At 45.6% G+C, this 23,295-nt stretch carries 22 protein-coding genes and 1 other annotated feature; of the genes, 12 read left to right on the plus strand and 10 right to left on the minus strand.

The annotated features are described in order from the left end of the window. Positions 1-63 precede the first annotated feature (63 nt). On the minus strand, positions 64-831 hold the full coding sequence (locus OCV30_RS09760) for a nucleotidyltransferase family protein (protein WP_065680467.1): 768 nt from the start codon (positions 829-831) through the stop codon (positions 64-66). Between the two features lie 137 nt (positions 832-968). On the opposite strand from OCV30_RS09760, the gene efpL reads away from it, so the two are divergent. From efpL to OCV30_RS09775, 3 genes are all read left to right on the plus strand, one after another. After that, positions 969-1,538: an elongation factor P-like protein EfpL gene (gene efpL / locus OCV30_RS09765; RefSeq protein ID WP_009848748.1), complete on the plus strand. Its 570-nt coding sequence runs from the start codon at positions 969-971 to the stop codon at positions 1,536-1,538. 10 nt (positions 1,539-1,548) lie between these two features. Beyond that, positions 1,549-1,878 carry an HI1450 family dsDNA-mimic protein gene (locus tag OCV30_RS09770; protein ID WP_065680468.1) on the plus strand — a complete coding sequence of 110 codons (330 nt, stop codon included), beginning with the start codon at positions 1,549-1,551 and terminating at the stop codon, positions 1,876-1,878. Positions 1,879-1,967: 89 nt separating this feature from the next. Continuing rightward, complete coding sequence (locus OCV30_RS09775; RefSeq protein WP_004729783.1) at positions 1,968-2,459, plus strand: RNA methyltransferase; 492 nt, start codon at positions 1,968-1,970, stop codon at positions 2,457-2,459. A gap of 160 nt (positions 2,460-2,619) precedes the next feature. On the opposite strand, the gene rluB is transcribed toward OCV30_RS09775, so the two are convergent. From rluB to rnm, 3 genes are all read right to left on the minus strand, one after another. Continuing rightward, positions 2,620-3,648 carry a 23S rRNA pseudouridine(2605) synthase RluB gene (rluB, locus tag OCV30_RS09780; RefSeq protein ID WP_017104066.1) on the minus strand — a complete coding sequence of 343 codons (1,029 nt, stop codon included), beginning with the start codon at positions 3,646-3,648 and terminating at the stop codon, positions 2,620-2,622. Between the two features lie 159 nt (positions 3,649-3,807). Next, the gene (locus tag OCV30_RS09785) at positions 3,808-4,428 is read right to left on the minus strand and encodes an L-threonylcarbamoyladenylate synthase (RefSeq protein ID WP_009848751.1); all 621 of its coding nucleotides are present in this window, start codon (positions 4,426-4,428) and stop codon (positions 3,808-3,810) included. Positions 4,429-4,490: 62 nt separating this feature from the next. Further along, on the minus strand, positions 4,491-5,345 hold the full coding sequence (gene rnm, locus OCV30_RS09790) for an RNase RNM (RefSeq protein ID WP_065680469.1): 855 nt from the start codon (positions 5,343-5,345) through the stop codon (positions 4,491-4,493). 120 nt (positions 5,346-5,465) lie between these two features. On the opposite strand from rnm, the gene trpL2 reads away from it, so the two are divergent. From trpL2 to trpA, 7 genes are all read left to right on the plus strand, one after another. Then, on the plus strand, positions 5,466-5,591 hold the full coding sequence (gene trpL2 / locus OCV30_RS09795) for a tryptophan operon leader peptide (protein WP_009848753.1): 126 nt from the start codon (positions 5,466-5,468) through the stop codon (positions 5,589-5,591). Next, positions 5,538-5,652: a sequence feature (Trp leader region), on the plus strand. Its footprint overlaps the gene before it by 54 nt. A gap of 125 nt (positions 5,653-5,777) precedes the next feature. Continuing rightward, on the plus strand, positions 5,778-7,367 hold the full coding sequence (locus OCV30_RS09800; protein WP_065680470.1) for an anthranilate synthase component 1: 1,590 nt from the start codon (positions 5,778-5,780) through the stop codon (positions 7,365-7,367). 2 nt (positions 7,368-7,369) lie between these two features. Beyond that, the gene (locus tag OCV30_RS09805; RefSeq protein WP_065680471.1) at positions 7,370-8,014 is read left to right on the plus strand and encodes an aminodeoxychorismate/anthranilate synthase component II; all 645 of its coding nucleotides are present in this window, start codon (positions 7,370-7,372) and stop codon (positions 8,012-8,014) included. Positions 8,015-8,023: 9 nt separating this feature from the next. Further along, positions 8,024-9,019, plus strand: coding sequence for an anthranilate phosphoribosyltransferase (gene trpD, locus OCV30_RS09810; RefSeq protein ID WP_065680472.1), 996 nt, complete (start codon positions 8,024-8,026; stop codon positions 9,017-9,019). 25 nt (positions 9,020-9,044) lie between these two features. Continuing rightward, entirely contained in the window at positions 9,045-10,508 is a 1,464-nt protein-coding gene (trpCF, locus tag OCV30_RS09815) for a bifunctional indole-3-glycerol-phosphate synthase TrpC/phosphoribosylanthranilate isomerase TrpF (RefSeq protein ID WP_065680473.1), read from the plus strand. A 131-nt stretch (positions 10,509-10,639) separates the two neighbouring features. Next, on the plus strand, positions 10,640-11,830 hold the full coding sequence (gene trpB / locus OCV30_RS09820) for a tryptophan synthase subunit beta (protein ID WP_010438034.1): 1,191 nt from the start codon (positions 10,640-10,642) through the stop codon (positions 11,828-11,830). Further along, the gene (trpA, locus tag OCV30_RS09825) at positions 11,830-12,636 is read left to right on the plus strand and encodes a tryptophan synthase subunit alpha (protein WP_004729802.1); all 807 of its coding nucleotides are present in this window, start codon (positions 11,830-11,832) and stop codon (positions 12,634-12,636) included. The genes trpB and trpA overlap by 1 nt, the downstream gene beginning before the upstream one ends. A gap of 108 nt (positions 12,637-12,744) precedes the next feature. On the opposite strand, the gene OCV30_RS09830 is transcribed toward trpA, so the two are convergent. The 3 genes from OCV30_RS09830 to OCV30_RS09840 all read right to left on the minus strand — a co-directional run bounded on the left by OCV30_RS09830 (position 12,745) and on the right by OCV30_RS09840 (position 16,553). After that, positions 12,745-14,121, minus strand: coding sequence for an IS4 family transposase (locus tag OCV30_RS09830; RefSeq protein WP_102305277.1), 1,377 nt, complete (start codon positions 14,119-14,121; stop codon positions 12,745-12,747). Between the two features lie 145 nt (positions 14,122-14,266). Further along, positions 14,267-15,064, minus strand: coding sequence for a slipin family protein (locus tag OCV30_RS09835; RefSeq protein ID WP_065680081.1), 798 nt, complete (start codon positions 15,062-15,064; stop codon positions 14,267-14,269). A gap of 82 nt (positions 15,065-15,146) precedes the next feature. Then, positions 15,147-16,553: an NfeD family protein gene (locus OCV30_RS09840; protein ID WP_065680082.1), complete on the minus strand. Its 1,407-nt coding sequence runs from the start codon at positions 16,551-16,553 to the stop codon at positions 15,147-15,149. A 410-nt stretch (positions 16,554-16,963) separates the two neighbouring features. Between OCV30_RS09840 and OCV30_RS09845 the strand changes: the two genes are divergently transcribed. Both OCV30_RS09845 and OCV30_RS09850 read left to right on the plus strand, forming a co-directional pair. After that, positions 16,964-18,283: a dicarboxylate/amino acid:cation symporter gene (locus tag OCV30_RS09845; protein WP_012604345.1), complete on the plus strand. Its 1,320-nt coding sequence runs from the start codon at positions 16,964-16,966 to the stop codon at positions 18,281-18,283. 137 nt (positions 18,284-18,420) lie between these two features. Continuing rightward, on the plus strand, positions 18,421-19,758 hold the full coding sequence (locus tag OCV30_RS09850) for an IS4 family transposase (RefSeq protein WP_065680110.1): 1,338 nt from the start codon (positions 18,421-18,423) through the stop codon (positions 19,756-19,758). Between the two features lie 62 nt (positions 19,759-19,820). On the opposite strand, the gene OCV30_RS09855 is transcribed toward OCV30_RS09850, so the two are convergent. The 3 genes from OCV30_RS09855 to OCV30_RS09865 all read right to left on the minus strand — a co-directional run bounded on the left by OCV30_RS09855 (position 19,821) and on the right by OCV30_RS09865 (position 23,289). Beyond that, complete coding sequence (locus OCV30_RS09855; protein ID WP_065680239.1) at positions 19,821-20,774, minus strand: class I SAM-dependent methyltransferase; 954 nt, start codon at positions 20,772-20,774, stop codon at positions 19,821-19,823. An 8-nt stretch (positions 20,775-20,782) separates the two neighbouring features. After that, entirely contained in the window at positions 20,783-21,481 is a 699-nt protein-coding gene (locus OCV30_RS09860; protein WP_065680238.1) for a TIGR01621 family pseudouridine synthase, read from the minus strand. A gap of 191 nt (positions 21,482-21,672) precedes the next feature. Beyond that, the gene (locus OCV30_RS09865) at positions 21,673-23,289 is read right to left on the minus strand and encodes a methyl-accepting chemotaxis protein (RefSeq protein ID WP_065680237.1); all 1,617 of its coding nucleotides are present in this window, start codon (positions 23,287-23,289) and stop codon (positions 21,673-21,675) included. Positions 23,290-23,295: the final 6 nt, after the last annotated feature.

Here is a 23,295-nt window from a genome sequence, read left to right on the forward strand (position 1 = left end):
AAAAAAGCAGAGGAGTGCTTAACTCGCTCTGCTTTTTCATATCAATGGATAGCTTACGAAGCTCTACCCGATTCGAAACTCAGTTTTCTGATACTGCTTAACCAACCATTCACCAAAACCATCAAGAATCCCTATCACTGAACGTTTGGGAATCGCACGCCCAGACAGCAGAATACCCAACCTTTGAATCTCAACTTCTTTCTCTGGATGATATTTCAAGAACTGTTGACCGCACTCCAAAGGTGCATCGAACCAATTCTTGTCTCGGTACATTACCAAAGAGTAACTGGCTCGCAGAAGCTTCTTGGCAATAATCACCTGCGCTGCGACTTGCTGCTCTGGCGTTGTTGCTCGGGCAATCTTATTACGATAAACCGCTAACCAATTTTCCGTGTCCATATTCCAATGTTTGGCAATTTCCCAACTCGTTTCGAAATCACCATAGCAATCTGATAAGTCTTCACCATGCACACACACGGCTAAATGCTTGAGCATGAAGCCCCACGTAAAGATATTGTCGAAATCAACTATCTCGCTCACCAAGGTAGTTTTGATCGCCACTTGAGTGACCTGAGGGAAGCTCTTTTGGAAGCGCCATTTAATGGTATTCAGCAGCGTGGTTCGTTGATCTGGGAAAGAACGATGGGTAACCACAACCACATCTAGATTCGAGCGACCGACAACGGCTTGCTTGCGTGCCACACTGCCATAAACATAGACACTGTGCAGATTAGAACCTAGCCCACCTTTTAGAAAGGTAATCAGATCGTTAACCACAGGTTGAAATTCAGGTTGAAATGGCTGTGTTGGGTCAATAACAGGTAGCTGCATAGGTCGTTTCGGTAAATAAAATAATGATTTAACTGTCTCTCTATGATCGCTTAGGTGACTTTATGATTCAAGCTATTCCTATTTATAGCGTCTACGAGATATAATCACCGGATAGACCCAATAAGGACAAACACAAAATGCCTAGAGCAAGTGAGATTAAAAAAGGTTTTGCGATCAATGTTGATGGCAAAACAGTACTAGTTAAAGATATCGAAGTAACAACACCAGGTGGCCGTGGCGGTCAAAAGATTTACCGCTTCCGTGGTCACGATGTAGCAACTGGCGTTAAAACAGAAGTTCGTCACAAGGCTGACGAAATCGTTGAAACGATCGACGTAACTAAGCGTGCAGTGATGTTCTCTTACGTTGATGGCAACGAGTACATCTTCATGGATAACGAAGATTACACACAATTCATCTTCAACGGTGAAATGATCGAAGACGAACTGCTGTTCATCAACGAAGATACGCAAGGTATGTACGCGATTCTTATCGACGGTACTGCGGCGACTCTTGAGCTACCAACTTCAGTTGAGCTAGTAATCGAAGAGACAGACCCTTCAATCAAAGGTGCTTCTGCTTCAGCTCGTACTAAACCAGCTCGTCTGTCTACAGGCCTTACTGTTCAAGTTCCTGAGTACATTGCAACTGGCGACAAAGTTGTTGTGAACACAGCTGAACGTAAATACATGAACCGCGCAAGCTAAGATACTGATTATGACCGAAGCTAACGACCTAATGTCTTACGACGACGCAATTGACACTGCATACGACATCTTTCTAGAGATGGCTGCTGACAACCTTGAACCTGCAGACGTGATCTTATTCACGGCTCAGTTTGAAGATCGTGGCGCTGCAGAACTTGTTGAAACTGGTGACGATTGGGTTGAACATGTTGGCTTTGAAGTCGACAAAGAGATCTACGCTGAAGTACGCATTGGTCTTGTAAATGAAGCTGATGATATCTTAGATGACGTATTCGCTCGTCTGCTGATCAGCCGTGACCCTGAACACAAGTTCTGTCACATGTTGTGGAAACGCGACTAGGCTCTTCTTAAACCAGCTCAGAGTACTGAGCTGGTTTTCTTACGACTTCATAGCCTCATCACTTTACCAAACTGCAACTCTACAAAATTATGACCAAAGCAAAGACAGATACCCTATCCAAAGGCTATGCCTGTGTTGGATTAGTAAATCCCAAAACCCCTGAAAATGTTGGCTCAGTAATGCGAGCAGCTGGTTGCTACGGAGCAAACTCTGTATTTTATACTGGTACCCGTTATGACCACGCTCGACAATTTCATACCGACACCAAAGAAAAGCATCTTGAGTTGCCATTGATTGGTGTTGAAGATCTTAAAGATATTATTCCTGTTGGCTGCGTGCCCATCGCGGTTGATTTGATAGAAGGCGCGAAGCCTCTGCCTGATTATAAGCACCCACCTCGTGCTTTTTATATCTTCGGCCCTGAAGATGGGACTCTGAAAAAAGAGATCACAGACTTCTGTCGTGAAACCATCTACGTTCCGACAAATGGCTGCATGAACCTTGCTGCCGCGGTCAATGTTATTTTGTATGACCGCATGGCGAAGGGTGATAATTTTTCTAATCATTTGAAAGTGACCTAATATCAATCGTAGCAAGTCAGCCGAGCTGGCTAAGCACTTCTACCTGATCAAGCACTTCCACATGATTTGAACTGCGCCATATTCAAGACATAAAAAACCTGCTAAGTTAGCAGGTTTTTTTGTATTCGAAACGTTGGATTAAGCTTCAGAATCCACGTAATTACTTACGTGATCTTGGCTTAGCCGGTTTAGCCGGGCGTCCGTTGTTCAGTTTAGGCTTTTTGGTAGACTGAGGTTTACCATTGGTCGCTGGAGCACTACGACCTGAATCAGGTGTTGTAGTACCGCGAGTTGCAGGCTTCTTACGCTTAGTCTGGTTGCTACGGCCTTTAGGAGCATTTGCGCGCTCTTCGTGACGCTTAACAGCACGACGAATTTTCTGGCTACGAGAACGCTCACGCTTACGAGAAGTGTTTGCAGGATCAAGATCCAACAGTGTCTCTTTTTCTGGTTGAAGTTCAACAAGCTCACGCAAGTAGTTTACTTCTTGAAGATCTAGCTCTTTCCAACCGCCACGAGGCAGTTTCTTATCAAGGTAGATATCACCGTAACGTACACGTTTAAGACGGCTTACTGTTGTTTCTTGTGATTCCCAAAGACGACGAACCTCACGGTTACGACCTTCGTTAATTGCTACGTAGAAAGTATGGTTCATACCTTCACCGCCAGCGTAAACCACATCTTCGAAACGAGCCATACCATCTTCAAGTTGAACGCCACGAGTCACGTTCTTAACTTTTTGCTCAGTTACTTCACCAAATACACGCACTAGGTACTCACGCTCAACCTGACGGCTTGGGTGCATTAGGCGGTTTGCTAGTTCACCATCGGTTGTGAATAACAGTAGGCCTGATGTGTTTGCATCAAGACGACCAACTGAAATCCAACGAGAACCACGGATCTTAGGTAGACGATCGAAAACAGTACGGCGACCTTCAGGATCGTGACGAGTACAAAGCTCACCTTCAGGTTTGTAGTAAGCAAGTACACGACAAACCACTTCTTCAGAGGCTTTGCCTGTAATAGTGTGGCCATCGATACGGATCACTGAGTTCTCGTCTTCAAGACGCTCACCCAATTTCGCAACTTGACCGTTAACACTTACACGACCAGATTTGATTAAACCTTCTAGTTCACGACGAGAACCGTGACCAGCTCGCGCTAAAACCTTCTGTAATTTTTCGCTCATTTACTCTTTTCTACCTAATTGTCGTCTTCACAGACGTCGAATGAATTTTTCGCGACCAAATCGCGGTCGCGTATTATCGCAAATAACCTGCCAAAAAGCACTTGTTATTTACTCTGGCAGGTTTGCTGTTTCGTTACAGACTGTTAATCAGTAACGCTATTATTCAAACGGCGCTGGATCACCGGCACCACGACGTAAAACAACGGCGTCATCGTCACTGAAGTCAATAACCGTAGTAGGTTGTTCACCTAAGTAGCCGCCATTCAAAATGACATCAACCGCATGCTCTAAGCTGTCACGAATTTCTTCAGGATCCGATTCAGTGGTCTCGTTACCCGGAAGAATCAGAGACGTCGACATCAATGGCTCGCCCATTGCTTCTAGAAGGTCTAGGGCAATTTTGTTGTCCGGTACACGAATACCGATCGTTTTACGCTTAGCGTTCATCAAACGCTTTGGCACTTCTTTTGTTGCTTTAAAAATAAACGTGTAAGCACCTGGCGTGTGCGCCTTAAGCAGACGGAAAGCCACGTTATCTACTCGTGCATACAGTGACAACTCAGAAAGGTCACGGCATAACAAAGTGAAATTGTGCTTATCATCGATTCGACGAATTTTACAGATGCGTTCGAGTGCTTGTTTATTTTCAAGCTGACAACCCAGTGCATAACCTGAATCTGTTGGATAAACCACAACGCCGCCATTGCGAATAATCGCAACCGCTTGAGTAATTAAGCGCGCTTGTGGGTTATCTGGGTGTACATAAAAAAACTGGCTCATTGTTGATCCTCGTTATCGAATCTCTCGACTCTATCATCAGAAGGAGCTGGTTCACCTAAAGACTATTCAGATGGTGAAACCGTTTGAAACTCCCAATCTTTCCATACTTCTTCGACCCCAGAAGGTAGCCAGAGATTACGTCCAAGTTCCATCCATGGGGATGGGTAATGGAAGTCGCTGCCTTGGGAGGCTAATAGTTTGTATTGTATAGCATAATCCGCAAGTGTGCGTCTTTCTTGTTGCGCTTGCTGAGGTTGAGCCACTTCCATAGCGTCACCATTTGCTTCAACAAATGCAGCGAGAAGGCGTTTAACCCACTTGGCGGTAAGGCCATATCGCGCAGGGTGAGCTAATACTGCTTGACCACCAGCCGCATGAATAGCCGTGACAGCATCACTCATTGAGCACCATGTTGGCGGCACATAACCTGGGTTATTGCGCGTAAGAAACTTTTTAAACACCTGCTGCATGGTTTTCGCGTAGCCATTGTCGACTAACCATTTCGCAAAGTGTGCTCGAGTAATTGGTGCATCACCTGCAATCAATTTAACTTCTTCTAACACCCCTTCACGAGTCGCTTTCTCAAGACGGTGAGCGATCATCTCAGCACGCCCAATACGGTGTTGCTTCTGTTGTTCAATGAGCGCTTTGAGTTCTGGTGACTCAGGATCAACGTTTAACCCAACAATATGGATATCTTTGTTTTGCCAAACAGTCGAAATCTCAATGCCGTTGATCAACTGAATCGGAAGGTTGTTATCAGCAATATAGCTGCGTGCTTCAGCAAGCCCATCAGTCGTATCATGATCTGTAATCGCTAGCGCTTCGATGTTAAAGCCAAGCGCTCGGTCAATTAGCTCAGGTGGAGTAAGTCGGCCATCTGAGGCTGTTGTATGACTATGTAGATCAATTCTCATATATTCTTTTTCATTGTTTTCAATTTTTATCGTTATATTTGTGTCAACACACTTGACCCGCAAGCGAAAAACTAGTTAACTAGTACACAAATACGAAGTATCACATTTGATAGGTTCACCATGTTACAAGAATTTAACCAAAACCATAAAGATAAAGTTTTAGAACTTTCTTCAGTAGAAGCAAGTTCAGAGCTTAATTGGTGGCGCACTTGGACAAGTTCTTGGTGGGCTAACGTGTACTTCTAGTTAAACAGTTTGTTTATAAAAAAGTTATCACTAAGCCCGCTTTCATAGCGGGCTTTTTAATTTGTCGAACATCTCACATTCAACTGACTAACAAATCATCGAATTGACCATATTCTAGATTGGGTGAAAGGTATCTTTATGCGACTATGTACGGCAGGGAATTTAAAGAATCATAAAGGAGGTCTTGTGAACAAGGCCATTGAAATCAAAAAGCTGGGAACTATTGAGGTCATCAATTCATCCGTTCCTTACTCGCAAGATCCAACCAGCGTATTTCATACTTTGTGTGAAAACAAAACAGACAGTTTGCTGTTGGAATCGGCTGAGATTGAATCTAAACAGAACCTGACAAGCCTACTCCTTATCGACTCTGCTGTTCGCATCGTATGTCGCGGACATGAAGTAACTTTTCAAGCATTGACTGAAAACGGTCAAGCGCTAATTGAACACCTTACTCAAAACGTTAAAGCAGACATTAAATCTGACCTGACTGATAACGTTTTGACGCTCACTTTTGTCGAGCCAAGCAATGAATTAGATGAAGACTCACGTTTAAGAGAAGCCTCTTCATTCGACGCACTGCGTTTAGTTCAGCACAGCTTTGAGCAAGACGCGGATAATAAACACGCGTTATTCATGGCGGGCCTATTCGCTTACGACATCGTGGCAAACTTTGAACCACTCGGTGATGCTGAAGCAACCAACAATTGTCCTGACTTTGTATTCTACGTTGCAGAAACACTGTTGCGTTTCGACCACCAAGAGAACGAAGGCCTACTTCATGCGAGCTTGTTTGCTCAAGATGAAAGCATCAAAGCGCAATTAACTGAGCGCCTAGCCGACATTCAAACACAGTGTCAGTCATTGAAAGCCATCACCGAAGTTACGCCACTCGACAACGTTGACGCTATACCGAGTGTTTCAGATGAAGACTTCTGCCAAACGGTTCGTGATTTAAAAGAATACGTCGTTAAAGGCGATGTATTCCAAGTGGTACCTTCACGTCGCTTTACGCTACCTTGCCCTGCTCCACTGGCGGCTTACAAAGAACTCAAGCAAAGTAATCCAAGCCCTTACATGTTCTACATGCAAGACGAGCTGTTTACTCTGTTTGGTGCTTCTCCAGAAAGTGCACTGAAGTACGAAACTGAAACCAACCAAATCGAAATTTACCCAATTGCAGGTACTCGTCGTCGCGGTAAACGCCCAGACGGTCAAATCGATTTCGACCTAGATAGCCGTATCGAACTTGAACTGCGTACCGACAAGAAAGAAAACGCGGAGCACATGATGCTAGTCGACCTAGCGCGTAACGATGTGGCACGTATTGCTGAAGCTGGCACTCGCCACGTAGCAGACCTACTGCAAGTTGACCGCTACAGCCACGTAATGCACTTGGTTTCTCGTGTTGTTGGTCAGCTCCGTGAAGACTTAGATGCTCTGCACGCTTACCAAGCTTGTATGAACATGGGGACTCTAACGGGCGCACCAAAAATCCGCGCAATGCAGCTTATCCGTGACGTAGAAAAAACGCGTCGTGGTAGCTACGGTGGTGCAGTCGGTTACCTAACCGGTGAAGGCACTTTAGATACTTGTATCGTAATTCGCTCTGCTTACGTTGAAGATGGCGTAGCACAAGTGCAAGCGGGCGCGGGCGTGGTGTTCGACTCTGACCCACAAGCAGAAGCAGATGAAACTCGCGGCAAAGCTCAAGCGGTCATCTCTGCGATTCAAGCAGCTCATACTAAAAACCTAACAAGTAATAAGGAGTCGTAATCATGGCTGATATTGTATTCATCGATAACTTCGACTCGTTCACTTACAACCTTGTAGACCAGTTTCGTTCACTGGGTCACAGCGTGAAAATTTACCGTAACAACATTCCGGCAAAGGTTGTTGAAGCGGCGATCAACAAACTAGACAACCCTGTTGCACTGCTTTCGCCAGGCCCAGGCGCTCCGGCTGATGCGGGCTGCATGCCTGAGCTGATTCAGCTACTAAAAGGCAAAGTGCCAATGATTGGTATTTGCTTAGGCCACCAAGCGATTGTTGAAGCCTACGGTGGCACCGTTGCAGGCGCTGGCGAAATCATTCATGGTAAGGTGTCGATGATGGAACACCAAAATCATGCGACTTACCAAGGCTTACCTTCGCCGCTGGCTATCGCTCGCTACCACTCTTTAGTAGCAACGCATGTATCTGATAGCCTAACGGTGACCGCTGAAGTCGATGATTTGGTAATGTCTGTGGTTCAAGAACAAGACAAGGTTTGTGGATTCCAATTCCACCCTGAATCAATTATGACGACCTACGGTGCAACGCTTCTTGCGAACGCTATCGAATGGGCTCTTGAGAAACCTATTCATTTAGAGAAAAGCTCTCCCCTTGAGAAGACAGCGACTCTTGACCAAAAGACTAACTAGGAAACGATCATGGAACAGATTAATAAACTTTACGAACAGCAGTCTCTTACTCAAGAAGAAAGCCAACAGTTATTTGATGTGATCATCAAGGGTGAACTTGACCCAATCTTGATGGCTTCTGCTCTGACTGCATTGAAAATCAAAGGCGAAACGCCTGATGAGATCGCTGGCGCGGCGAAAGCACTGCTTGCCAATGCAAACCCGTTCCCACGCCCTGATTACGATTTCGCTGACATCGTAGGTACAGGTGGCGACGGTCACAACACCATCAACATTTCTACAACTTCTGCATTTGTAGCAGCAGCGTGTGGCTTAAAAGTCGCGAAGCACGGTAATCGCAGTGTATCGAGCAAATCAGGCTCTTCTGACCTACTGGATTCGTTTGGCATCAACCTAGCGATGACCGCGGAAGACACTCGTACGGCTGTCGATGAGCTTGGCGTAGCATTCCTATTTGCTCCGCAATACCACGGTGGCGTGCGTCACGCGATGCCTGTTCGTCAAACTATGAAAACACGTACTATCTTCAACATCCTTGGCCCACTGATTAACCCTGCTCGCCCTAACATCGAGTTAATGGGTGTTTACAGCAAAGAGCTAGTACGCCCTATCGCGGAAACCATGCTGCAAATGGGTATGAAGCGCGCGGCAGTTGTTCACGGTAGCGGCCTTGATGAAGTAGCTATTCACGGCGAAACCATCGTTGCTGAAATTAAAGATGGCGAAATTCACGAGTACACCGTGACACCGGCTGACTTTGGTTTGAACACTCACCCTCTTGAAGCAATCAAGGGTGGCGAGCCAGAAGAGAACAAAGCCATCACAACCGATATCCTTACGGGTAAAGGCACTGATGCTCAAGTTGGCGCAGTGGCCGTCAACGTTGCTCTATTGATGCGTCTATTTGGTCACGAAGATCTAAAAGCCAACGCACAGCAAGCGATTGACGCGATGAACTCTGGCAAAGCGTACGAGCTTGTACAAAAGCTTGCTGCGCACGCCTAACGAACGACGAATTGAGACAAAGAACATGACACAGACTACCGATAAACTGTCGACCCACGTTTCAGTCAAAGAAGCTGAAATGGCGGAAGTACTAGCAAAAATCGTTCGTGACAAATACCAATGGGTTGAAGCGCGTAAGCAGACCCAACCACTGGACGAGTTTAAAGCGGCGTTAACCGCAACAGACCGCAGCTTTTATGATGCTCTGAGCGGTGAACAAACCGTTTTCATCACTGAATGTAAGAAGGCATCTCCGTCTAAAGGTTTAATCCGTGACGAGTTTGATTTGGACTACATTGCATCGGTTTACAACAACCACGCCAACGCGATTTCAGTGCTGACAGACGAGAAATACTTCCAAGGTGACTTTGAGTTTTTACCTAAGGTTCGCAGCATTGCTAAGCAGCCTATCCTGTGTAAAGACTTCATGGTTGATACCTACCAAGTTTACTTAGCTCGTCACTACTCTGCAGATGCTATCTTGTTGATGCTATCGGTATTAGATGACGAAGAGTACCAAGCACTGGCGGAAGTTGCTCACTCGCTCAACATGGGTGTACTAACCGAAGTCAGTAACGAAGAAGAGCTTCACCGCGCAGTCGCTTTAAAAGCAAAAGTGATCGGTATTAATAACCGTAACCTGCGTGACCTTTCGACGGATTTGAACCGTACTAAAGAGTTGGCTCCGCTGGTTCGCGAACTGGCTCCAAACGCAGTCGTGATTTCAGAGTCTGGCATCTACACACATCAACAAGTTCGAGACCTTTCAACGTTTGCAGATGGTTTCTTAATCGGCAGCTCTCTGATGGCTGAAAAGAACCTAGAGCTTGCAGTGCGTAAAGTAACACTCGGTGAAAACAAGGTGTGTGGTTTAACTCACTCTGACGATGCCGCGAAGGCTTATCAAGCTGGTGCGGTGTTCGGTGGTTTGATTTTCGTTGAAGCGTCTAAGCGTCATGTGGATATCGAAGCGGCTCGTTTAACCATGAGTGGCGCACCGCTGAACTACGTGGGTGTGTTCCAAAACCACAGCGTAGTAGACGTTGAAAAAACGGTATCTGAGCTAGGCCTATTCGCTGTGCAACTGCACGGTGATGAGTCTCAAGCATTTGTCGATGAGTTGAAACAATCACTGCCTGAAAGCGTTGAGATTTGGAAAGCTTACGGTGTTGCTTGCAGTGCTGAAAACGGCGCTGAAAACGGCGCTAAAAGCGCGCTACCAGAATTACTGAAAAGCAACGTGACTCGTCACCTGCTAGATACTAAAGTAGGTTCTCAAACGGGTGGTACAGGTCAAGCGTTCGATTGGAGCCTAATCAACAACCAAAGCGCAATCATGTTGGCGGGTGGCCTAAACCCAGACAATGCTAACCAAGCAGCGAAACTAGGCTGCTTAGGGCTAGACCTAAACTCAGGCGTTGAATCAGCTCCAGGTAAAAAAGACGCAGACAAACTGCAACGCGCTTTTGCAGCGATTCGTAATTACTAGTCCAAGCTCGGTGCTAGAAATTAGAAAGCAGAAACTAAAAACATATTTGTGAGCTTTGCCTTTTGCGAAGCTCAAGCAAGATTAAATGACTTGGTGTGAATACACATCGATAGAATTGAAGGAATAACACAATGGCTAAACTCGATGCCTACTTTGGTGAATACGGTGGTCAATACGTACCGCAGATCCTAGTGCCAGCACTAGACCAACTGGAACAAGCATTTATCGATGCACAAGCAGATCCTGAGTTCCGCAGTGAATTCATGACGCTTCTACAAGAGTACGCAGGTCGTCCAACGGCACTAACGCTAACGCGTAACCTGACCAAAGGTACAAAAACCAAACTGTACCTAAAGCGTGAAGATCTCCTTCACGGTGGTGCTCACAAGACAAACCAAGTTCTTGGTCAAGCATTGCTAGCAAAACGTATGGGTAAACAGGAAATCATCGCTGAAACTGGCGCAGGCCAACATGGTGTTGCAACGGCTCTAGCTTGTGCTCTATTGGGCCTTAAGTGTCGTGTTTACATGGGTGCAAAAGACGTTGAACGTCAAAGCCCGAACGTGTTCCGTATGAAGCTAATGGGCGCAGAGGTTATCCCTGTTCATTCTGGCTCTTCAACGCTAAAAGATGCATGTAACGAAGCACTACGTGACTGGTCTGCAACTTATGAAGACGCGCACTACCTATTGGGTACTGCGGCTGGCCCTCACCCATTCCCAACGATTGTTCGCGATTTCCAACGCATGATTGGCGAAGAAACGAAAAACCAAATTCTAGCTCGTGAAGGTCGCCTTCCTGATGCGGTTATTGCTTGCGTCGGCGGTGGTTCAAACGCTATCGGTATGTTCGCTGACTTCATTGAAGAAGAGTCTGTTCGCCTGATCGGTGTAGAGCCTGCTGGTAAAGGTATTGATACCGACCAACACGGCGCGCCGCTTAAGCATGGCAAAACGGGTATCTTCTTCGGTATGAAAGCACCACTGATGCAAGATGAGAACGGCCAAGTAGAAGAGTCTTATTCGGTTTCTGCGGGCCTAGATTTCCCATCAGTTGGTCCTCAACACGCGCACCTAAATGCTATTGGCCGTGCTGAATACGACAACGTAACCGATGATGAAGCGCTAGAAGCGTTCCAATTGATTGCACGCAAAGAAGGTATTATCGCAGCGCTAGAGTCATCTCATGCTGTCGCTCACGCTGTCAAAATGGCTCACGACGACCCAGAGAAAGAACAGCTATTAGTCGTTAACTTATCTGGTCGTGGTGACAAAGACATTTTCTCTGTACACGACATTCTTAAAGAGAAAGGAGCATTATAATGGATCGCTATCAATCACTCTTCACTCGCTTAGCTGAAAAGAATCAGGGCGCATTCGTACCATTCGTAACGGTTGGCGATCCTAACCCTGAGCAGTCTCTTAAGATCATGGAAACGCTAGTTGAGGCGGGTGCTGACGCACTTGAGCTTGGTATTCCATTCTCAGATCCGCTTGCAGATGGCCCGACAATCCAAGGCGCAAACATTCGCGCGTTAGATTCAAAAGTAACGCCAGATGTGTGCTTCGATCTTATCGGTCAAATTCGTGCTAAATACCCAGAGCTACCAATCGGCCTACTGATGTACGCAAACCTGGTTTACGCACGTGGTATAGAAAATTTTTACGAACGCTGCGCAAAAGCAGGTATCGATTCAGTATTGATTGCTGATGTACCTACCAATGAAAGCGGTGAATTTGTTGCTGCAGCTGAAAAGTTTGGCGTTCACCCAATCTTTATTGCTCCACCAACAGCAAGCGATGAAACGCTTCAATCTGTGTCTGAGCTAGGTGGCGGCTACACTTACCTACTTTCTCGCTCAGGCGTAACGGGCGCAGAAACAAAAGCAAACATGCCAGTAACGGCACTGCTTGATCGCTTGAACAAGTTCGATGCGCCACCAGCACTGCTTGGTTTCGGTATCTCGGCTCCTGAACAAGTGAAAGAAGCGATTGTAGCTGGCGCTGCAGGTGCGATCTCTGGCTCAGCGGTTGTGAAAATCATTGAAAACAACGTTGAACAACCAGAAGCAATGCTTAAAGCACTTGCGGAGTTTGTTACGCCAATGAAAGCGGCAACGCAGAAATAATCGACGGTCATTAAATAGACGTTCGTAATCAATGGTCGTTAAATAAAACCAGCGATTCAAATACTAAAAGGCTCCACAACTGTGGCTGTCTCTTGATCACAAGTCTGGTTAATCAAGAGACTTAGCGAGTTCATACCCTTCAAGGATGGTTTGTAACCTAAACCATCCTTGCCATAACGTCTTTATAGAAGCACGACCTGTTCGCTTGGTATTCTTCCAACCACCTAACCGAGCAATACCGTTGTAAGCCCATGATATATTAGGCGCTTCTTTCGGTAGTTTTTTGCTCTCCAACTTGAGCCACATTAACTTCCACGCTTTGCCTTTTAATACCTGCTCACAACTGGTCTTAGATAACTCGTCTGATTCATTCATAAACCTCAATTGGAGTAACCGAGTCGCGATAAAAGCCAAAACGACGCTGAGCCTTTCTAAGTTATCCTTACTTTGCATTCTCAGTTGCTCAACTTCAGTCCCTTCACTTTTCCAGACTTTATGAAAATCTTCTATTAGCCAGCGCCGCTCATAATAACTGACGATTTTGAGTGCCTCTTCCTTGCTCGTTATCGGCTCTGAAGTCAGTAAGTGCCATGCGAGCTTATTACCACTCTCTCCTTGTTCTATACATCCCACGTAGTAAAGCGGAATGTTATCGAACTCTTTCTTGTTAGCAGGAGACTTGAGTGTCACGGGGGCATATTTGATATCTAAATGAGCCTTGCGAGCTTTACGACCGCCTTTTTGCGGTATTTCGAGCACTTTCTCTCCGGCTGATAACAGGGTAGAGGCATAGCTATAAAGACGATTATCATGCTCTTCAATACAGCGGCTTTGCATTGAGCGAACGAGGAACCTTTGTTGTTGCTCTCGCTTGTAAGTGAGGTATTCAAATAGGTCGGCTTCTCTATCGCACACAGAAATGACATCCGAAATTTTATCGCCAAGTCGCTCAGCGACATGGCGAGAGGCTTGTTCCCACTTATAACTTTCTTTCTCTTTGTATGGTCGAGTCGCATGCTGGTGCCTTTGACCTCGCTTTTCTATATCACGAGTCCAGCGCTGTTGTTCAATTAAACCAATAACAGATTGAGTGTCGGGAGCAAAAAGTAAGGTTGAGTGTACGAACATGGCGCGATGTCGATTGCCTTGATTGGAGTGCCCGAGTTCATCTCGAATGCTGCGATGGGAGTAACTGAGAGAAGTGGTGTCTTCTAAGGCAAGAAGTGTCTGTTGCTCTAATGCTTCTTGTGCAGTGACATAAAAACCCGCCTCTGCGATATCTTCTGCTTTGATTTGCTCATTACGGATGAAGCGATAAGCCCCTTCCATTTCAGCAGGGGAGATAATGAGTTTCGAGACGGGTACGCCAGGTTGCTCGGCCAGTGAGGCTGCGAGAGCAACGAGTCTTTGAGTGCGTCTAGGGTCATTAAGGTGGGCTTGACCGAACTGTTTTTGTGCCCAAAGGGTTGGCTCTATATAGGTCATGATAATCATCCTTGTCATTGCTTAGATGATCAGATCATGAAACCTAAAAATAGTTCAAAAAAATCCCCAAGCGTGGCTTAGGGATTTGTGTATAAGAGACAGCCACAACTGTGGAGCCTTTTTTATTACTTTTCATTTGAGACAATCACTCATCGGCTTTCATCGCTTTCTTGATTGCAGCCTCATTGAGTGTTGCTTTGATCGGGTCCGTTATCTTCTCCACTAAATCGATGGGCATTGGGAAGATGATGGTGGAGGTTCTTTCGTTAGCCACCTCGGTTAACGTTTGCATATATCGCAATTGAATGGCGTTGGGCGCTTGATTTAGCACTTCGGCCGCTTCACGTAATTTAGTCGATGCTTCTAACTCACCCGTCGCATGTATCACCTTGGCTCGACGAGAACGTTCCGCCTCGGCTTGTTTAGCAAGAGCACGCACCATACTGTCATCAAGGTCGACATGCTTAATCTCGACATTGGCAATCTTGATCCCCCAGTTATCGGTGTGTTGGTCCAGTATCGCTTGTAAATCTCTATTGAGCTCTTCACGCTCAGACAGCAGCTCATCCAACTCATGCTGACCGAGCACCGAACGCAGCGTTGTTTGTGAAAGTTGGCTAGTCGCTTCAAGGTAATTCTCAACGTTGTTGATCGCCATCTTCGGATCCAGCACTCGGAAGTACACCACGGCATTCACCTTAACCGACACGTTATCGCGTGTGATCAAATCTTGTGTTGGAACATCCAAAACGATAGTTCGTAGATCCACTCGCACAATTTGTTGGATAAAAGGAATGATGATAATCAACCCCGGTCCTTTGACGCCGTAAAAGCGCCCGAGGAAGAACACCACTGCACGCTCGTATTCACGCAGCACTCTGAACATGCTGGCTATCAACAAGATAACGAGCACGATGACAATACCTATAGTGTGTATAAACATAACCGCCCCCTAATGGTAACGATGGATAAGCAATTAATAATTCAATAACGTTTGTACTAGCATTCCACGCTAACAGTCCGCGCTAGCTAGATTTCGATGATGTATCATCGGGCAGCGCCTCCACATCCAACAACAACCCAGTCAGTTTGGTCACTCTAATAAGCTGCCCCGCTTGCAATTCACTCGCGCATTTGGCTTGCCAGATCTCACCTTCAACCAATACTCGACCCGCACCGGGGAAGCCGCTTACCACTTTCCCAGTGTCGCCGACAACCGCTTCCATCCCCGTAGTCACCGGCTTGTTTCTCACTCGAACTAACATGGATATAGTGACGACGATAAAGGCGACAGAGAACAAACTGATCCCGATAATTAGTGGCAATGCGATTTGATAACCCGGCACCTCAGTATCCATCAGCATGACCGAGCCCAATGTGAATGCGGCGACGCCACCCAAACCGAAGATACCAAAGCTCGGGCTAAAGGCCTCAGCCACCATTAAGGCAATTCCAAGCAGAATCAACGCAAGGCCTGCGTAACTCACCGGCAGCATTTGTAAGGAGTACATTGCCAATAACAGACAGATACCGCCCAATACACCCGGTAAGCCGACGCCAGGGTTATAGAACTCAAGCAACAAACCATAGATACCGATTAGCATCAGAATGTAAGCAACATTTGGATTAGTGATCACCGAAAGCAGACTAAAGCGCCAGTCTTGTTCTCGCTCGACAAAAGCCACATCACTCAGTTGAACTTCCTGACTGACACCGTTGATGGTGATGACGCGTCCGTTGCTCAGTTCAACCAATTGCTGAAGGTCGCTGGCAATAAAATCAATCACGTTAAGCGAGAGTGCATTCTTAGAATCCAAACTTGCGGCCTCTCGCACCGCTTTTTCTGCCCATTCTTCATTACGGTTGTGTAACTTGGCCAAACTGACAATGTAAGCCGCTGCATCATTGATGACTTTCTTCTCCATCGCAGTGGTGGCTTTTACTTGGTCTGAGTTCTCTTGTTTCGTTGCGTCTTGCTCACTCGCAGAAGTGCTGTCGTCTTTATTGGTATCGTCTTGAGGCGACAAAGGATTAGTCGGCGCTTTGCCACCGCCAAGAGACACAGGAGTTGCTGCACCTAGATTAGTTCCGGGCGCCATAGAAGCGATGTGGCTAGCGAGTAGAATATAGGTTCCGGCGCTCGCTGCTCGTGAACCCGCAGGCCCAACCCAAGTAGCGACTGGGATCGGTGAGGTGGTGATGGATCGAATAATATCACGCATCGACGAATCTAACCCGCCAGGCGTGTTCATTTTCAAAATGATGAGTTTTGCTTGCTCGTCGTGAGCTTGTTCTATTTCTCTAGTGAGGTAATCACTGGTCGCCGGACCTATCCCTCCGTTCACCTCAATCACCCAGACATCATCGGCCTGAGCGAACACAGAGCTGAACAACAGAAGAAACGCAAACAAGTACTTTAATATAAAAGTCATAGCCCCTCTCCTTACAACTGAGATGCTAGATAGACGTTTTATTTAAAGCGCAGAGGTAACATCTTGGTAATAGATAGATACCTTAAGCATAGTTCAGGCTAAATTTCCCACAACAAGCTTTATCATTTTCAGCCAGATTAATCTGTATAGAAAAAACGCAAAGATATGGATTAAATGTTAACAAAAGTAAGCAAGCGACGCGAAGCACAATCTATTCACAAAGCGATCAATAAAAACACTTTTATAAATCCTACAAATAACCGAACAACGAAAAACCAAAGCAAACGTTTGCCTTGGTGTAAAAAAACATCTAATAGCGATTCACCTGCTGTTTTTAAGAGACTTTCACCTCTGCTCATATTGATAAATGTAAAGGATACGTGTAAAACTCTTCGCGAAATATTTATCCAATGGCGCATCGTTCATTGGTGAGTAATTCTGGGATTTTTATATTTAGTAGCACAGAGGTTATGGAAGTGTTAAAAGAAAAGAGTTTACTAAGCAATATTGGCATTCAAGTCGTTATTGCAATGATCATCGGTACCGCAGTCGGCGCGATGATGGGTGACAGCGCAACAATGTTCGCTCCACTGGGTGCTATCTTCATCAATTTGATCAAGATGCTGGTTATTCCTCTAGTCGCAGTTGCCCTAATTTCAGGTGCTGCTGGTCTAGGTAATAGTTCATCGGCTGGTAAAGTCGGTGTAACAACACTGGGTTACTTTGCACTAACGTCTGCACTTGCTGTAGCACTCGCGCTTGTAATGGGTGAAGTGTTCGAACCGGGTCGTGGTATCGATGTGTCTGGCGTTGAGGGAATGTTCTCTTCAGAATACGCTGCGAAAGGCGAACTTCCAACGTTCTGGGCAACCATCACTGGCATGATCCCTACCAACGTTTTCCAATCACTGAATGAAGCAAACATTCTGCAAATTCTCGTTTTCTGCTTATTCTTTGGTATTGCGATTTCTAAACAAGCAAAAGAGAAACGTGACCCTATCATCAACGGTGTAAATGCTATCGTTGACGCTATGGTATGGATGATCAACAAAGTTATGATCATTGCACCACTTGGCGTATTCGGCCTAATGGCTGAAGCAGTAGGTACGTTTGGTTTTGGCGCGCTTATGGTCGTGTTCAAGCTGTTCATTGTTTACATCGCTGCGATTCTTATCTTCGGCTTTGTTGCTTACCCACTGATGATTCAAATCTTCACTAAGACTTCAGCTAAGAAGTTCCTAGTGGCAATGAAGAAGCCTCAAGCGGTTGCACTATCAACAGCATCTTCAATGGCGACACTACCAGTAACAATGGAAACGGTAGAGAAAGAACTTGGCGTTCGCAACTCTACGGCTTCATTCGTTCTGCCACTTGGTGCGACGATCAACATGTCTGGTAACGCAATTTACTACGGCCTAGTTGCTATCTTCTTCGCACAGCTGTTCAACATCGACCTATCTATGGGTGCTTACGTTGCTATCATCGTAACGTCTACGCTAGGCGCAGTTGGTCAAGCTGGTGTTCCAGGTCCTTCTTTCCTAGTGGTTGCGGTTCTTCTAGCAGCTGGTATCCCTATCGAAGGTCTACCTCTGCTGTTCGCTCTAGACCGTATCTTCGACATGATCCGTACTGCCCTTAACATCACTGGTGATGCAGCATGTGCGGTAATCGTTGATTCTCTAATCAAAGACGAAGTGAAAGAAGCTGAGCTAGAGAAACAACAAGCTTAAACTTCTTAGAAACCTAAAGACCAAAAAGCCACTCATTTGAGTTAACACTGATCATTTAAGCATTTTCCTGATCAGTTGAACGATCCTACAGATGGTTAACAATACCCTTAAGCACTTTTGTTTAAGGGTATTTTTTTATGCTGTCACACTGGTTAATCGATGTTGACGATTTTGCTAATCCAGAATCTCTTTCTTTGTTCCAAAAAGACCTTCCGCTAGATTGGATAAACCAAGCTTTATCTGAAACGAACAAAGCGAGCATGCGCCGTAGAAAGTTACCTGCCGAACTTGTTGTATGGTTAGTCGTTGGTATTGGTCTATATCGAGATAGACCGATTACTGATGTACTCGATAAACTCGACCTCAAATTGTCTAATTCATTGGGTGAAACAATTGCACCTAGTGCAATTCCTCAGGCAAGAAAACGCCTCACCGCTAAGCCTTTAAAGTCATTATTCTCAATCACAGCAAAGCACTGGACACAGTCGGAAGATGCGGGTGATAAATGGAATGGTTTGAGCCTATTTTCAATCGATGGCACACAGTTTAGAACTCACGACAATCCAAGCTTAGCTGAGCATTATCAATATGTTTACTACCGAAAAGACAGGCACACTGAATATCCAATCGTTCGAATGTGCGCACTCACATCACTACGGAGTCGACTTATTCATGATGTGGCTTTTGGGGAAAGTTCTAAAGGTGAAATCAGCTATGCAAAAGATTTAATTTCATCAGCAGTCCCGAATTCATTGACCATTTTTGACCGTTGCTACTTGAGCGCAGAACTTATGCTTAACTGGCAACAAGAGCATGGGACAAGTCACTGGATGACGCCAATAAAGTCGAATGTGAAATATGAAACCATCGAGCAACTCGATGATGATGGGCGAGATCTGATTGTAGAGATGAAAGTCTCTCCACAAGCTAGAAAGCAAGACCCGAGCCTCCCGGAAACGTGGAAAGCTAGGCTGGCTCTATACCCCGATGATGGTGAACAACAACCCAATCATATACAAGGGCTGCTGACTTCTCTAACAGATAGAAAATACAGTTTAAAATCATTATTAGATGTGTACTTCGAAAGGTGGGAAATCGAGAATAGTTATGGCGAGATTAAGCATGACATGCTTGACGATGAAATTCTGCTCCGCAGTCAATCTGTAGAGGGTGTAGAGCAAGAGATATGGGGTATCCTTATCGCGTATAACTTAATCCGCCTGGAGATTAGCCGAATAGCAAAAGAGGCTGAAGTCTCACCACTTAGGATAAGCTTTACGATGGCACTTCGAGATATTCAAGATGAGCTAATGTGGTGTGCTATCGCCTCCCCAGGTTCGGTTCCCAAAAAGCTGCGAGCTATGAGAGAGCGAGTGAAACGTTATATTTTGCCCGAAAAACAAAAACGGCCCAAAGATAGGACCGTTCGTTTTAGTAAGACTCGCTACACTGTGCGATCTAAACACCTTAAATGATAGGTGTTGACTCATTTGAGTGGCTTTTTTACTTTCAAACGTTGATATTTGTTTACTCTAAATTAAGCGTCTTCAGAAACGTTAATTTTAAATCTCAGGACTTTCAAACTTGAATCGAGGTCGACATCGACAAACTCAGGTGGATTATCTAAACGCTCAATAAACTCAACACTTGGTGCTTCTTCTGCCATCGTCTCAATCAAGAAGTTTGGTGACACTGCTGGTGAGTTAACACAAGCAATCACTTCACCACCTTCGGTTAGAAGCTCAGGCAAACGACGTAAGATCTTTTTGTAGTCTTTAGTCAGTGCAAAGCTGCCTTTTTGAAACGAAGGCGGATCGATAATAACCAGCTCGTATGGGCCACCCTTCTTGATTTTTCCCCACGACTTAAAGATGTCGTAGCCAAGGAAGTTCACCGAGCGCATGTCATGCTCATTCAAGCGGTGGTTATCACGGCCTTTATTCAGTGATCCGCGTGACATGTCTACGTTCATGCATTGTCGAGCGCCACCCGCAATCGCCGCGACAGAGAAGCCACAAGTGTATGCGAACAAGTTAAGAACGTTCTTATCCTTAGCATTATCTTGTACCCACTGACGACCATTACGCATGTCTAGGAACAGACCGAAGTTCTGATTACGGCCAATGTCTAGTTGGTACTTAAGCCCATGTTCAACCACGACTGGTGAGTCGTTCAATTCACCCCACAACACTTCAGAGGGCGCGCCATCAGCATAACGGTGTTGCAGCACAATGCTTGTGCCCTGTTTTGCTTGCCAGATATCTTTCGTGGTCAGGTTAACCAATCCAGCTTTAAGAGATGATAAGAACGCTTGGTCCACTTCTTTAAACACGTTAACCAATAACTGTCCATCAACCCAATCACAAGTGAGTTGATCTAGGCCGGGCCAAAACTTGCCACGCCCGTGAAAAATACGACGTAGTTCATTCGGCACTTCATTCAATTGCTGTTCAATATGACTAAAAAACAGAGGTAAAGCTGATGCTTCCATTATTTCACTCACTTAGTGTTTAGCTTTGGCCACGTTAATGACCAAGGTTCAAGCCAACTGTCTAAACCATTAGACACGATCTCTTGATGCCATTTCTCACCCAAAGAGTCGAGGTTTCTTGGATCGCAGACATATTCGTAGGCTTGTGATTGATAGGTAAATCGAATCGCGAAGGCATGCAGATAGCCTCTGTCAGCCTCGTTCGATGGATTGTAAATAGGATCACCAACAATAGCCGAGCCAATGGACTTCATCGCGACACGGATCTGATGAGTTCGCCCCGTATAGGGTTTACATAAAAGTAGACGCTCACCGGGTTCAGCCGTTGCAGATAAAAATTGGGTAATCGCTGGGTTTTCTTTGGTTGTCAGCAGCTTCCAGCTTGAGCGTCGTGAACGCTCCATATCTCCTGAGATCAGCCCCTGCTTTTTCTTCGGCTTCTTGGAGCCTATCGCAAGGTAGTACTTCTCTACTTCACGCTTTGCAAACAACTGTGAAAGCTCACTCGCTGCCGGGGTATTTTTTGCCAGCAGTAGAATTCCTGACGTCATTTTATCGAGACGATGGACTAAATATAGCTTCGGCTCATTGATTGCCTTAGCAACTTCTTGCAATAACATCGTATCACCATCGTCTTTATGGACGCTGACGCCTGGATGTTTGTTTATAAGTAAAAAATCAGAGTGATTCAGAAGAATGTCGAACATGTAAAGGCTAGCTCCATTGTAGAACGTGGAGTATACCGTGTCTGAATCCAGATTCCAGCTACGAAAAAGCCCAACGAGTTCAATAAACATTGAATCGTTGGGCTTATGTTTCAATAGGCAACTTTCACTGGGAAGTCTTTAATCAATTCGCTCTAAGCTTATGTTCTAGACTTATGATCCAGCTCTAAGCTCTAAGCAAGTTTGAACTTACCTACTAAGCCTTCAAGTTCGGCAACTTTAGCATTCAAACCTGATGTGTTCTCAGAGCTGCGAGTCGCTAACTGTAATGACTGTTCAGAGATATCACTGATTGCCGTAATATCCGCTGCGATTTCTTTTGTCACCGCTGTCTGTTCTTCTGCCGCAGTCGCAATTGAGTTAACCATGCTTTGTACGTTGCCCGCACCGCTAACAATTGCTTCTAGAGCCGATACCGCCCCAGTACTTTGCTCTACACCAATTTCAACTAAACGACAGTTGTCTTGAGTGTAAGTCACCGCTTCTTGAGTGCCAGATTGAATAGATTGGATGATACCAGACACTTCTTGTGTTGCTTTAGTCGTTCTCTCCGCTAGCGCTCGTACTTCATCAGCTACCACGGCAAAACCACGACCGAACTCACCAGCACGCGCAGCTTCAATAGCCGCGTTCAGAGCCAAGAGGTTGGTTTGTTCTGCGATATCTTCGATTACCTTGATAACACTGCCAATCTGCTCGCCATGTGAACCCAGCGTGTTCATTTGTAACGACATGTCGCTCATTTGAGTAGACACTTGTTGGATGCTCGCAACCATCTCCACGATCACTTTACGACCGTCTTCTGCAGACGTTTCTGAGCGGCGCGCTTCTTCATAAGTAGAAGTACCTTGTTGCGCTACTTCAGAAATGGTTAAGCTTAGTTCTTCTGCCGCAGTCGCAATCAATGTCGCTTTATCTGCTTGAGCAGAGGCGCCAGATACGATGTCGTGGCTGATTGATGATAGCTCACCAGTAACGGATTGAACTTGGGTAGTCACTGATGAGATAGAACCGAGGAGATCGACCAATGACTTTTGCATCTGGTTGATCGATTGAGCAAGGTCAGCCAACTCATCACCAGAATCATCAACAATGTCACCTGCCGTTAGATCACCATTTGCTACGCGTCGTGCAACTTGCTCTACACGAGTTAAGCGATTAGTAATAGAGCTAGACAATACAAACGCAATTACGCAACCAAACACAATCGCAACCGCAGTCAACACCATAATCGTGCGTTCGATTGTAATAAACGAATCCGTTAGTGTTAGCAGAGCTCGCTCTGTATCAGCAATCTCACTTTCAGATGCTTGATCAAGCAAATTTTCAATCGGGATAAGATTATTCTCATACAAAGAGCGAAGCTGCTGGATATTTGATAACAATGCAGTTTCGTCATTAAGCATAGGTACGAGCTTCGACTCAAACTCTTGAGTAAAGCGCCCCATTAGCTCTTCAATTCGCTGAACACGACGATGGTCCTCTGAGCCTTTACTCTCTAAACGCTTTGCTTCTTCAATTGCTTGAGAAAATTGAGTCTTGTTAGCTCGATAATCATTGAGCGCATTACCGCCCTGAACAACCGCGCCCAAAGCATCACGGTAAACATCACCAGCTTCATCGATCAATATAAGGTAGGTAACAGTTCCTGGAACATCATCCAGTCTAATTTCATCAGAGCTCTCGTGAGCCCCAATCACTTCTATCGATACAACCCCTACCAACGTGACAAGCACCGCCAATATAGATCCAAAACCCAAATATAGTTTTTTTCTCACTGACAATTTCACAGAACA

It is taken from the genome of Vibrio atlanticus (assembly GCF_024347315.1).
In the GTDB taxonomy this organism is placed as follows: domain Bacteria; phylum Pseudomonadota; class Gammaproteobacteria; order Enterobacterales; family Vibrionaceae; genus Vibrio; species Vibrio atlanticus.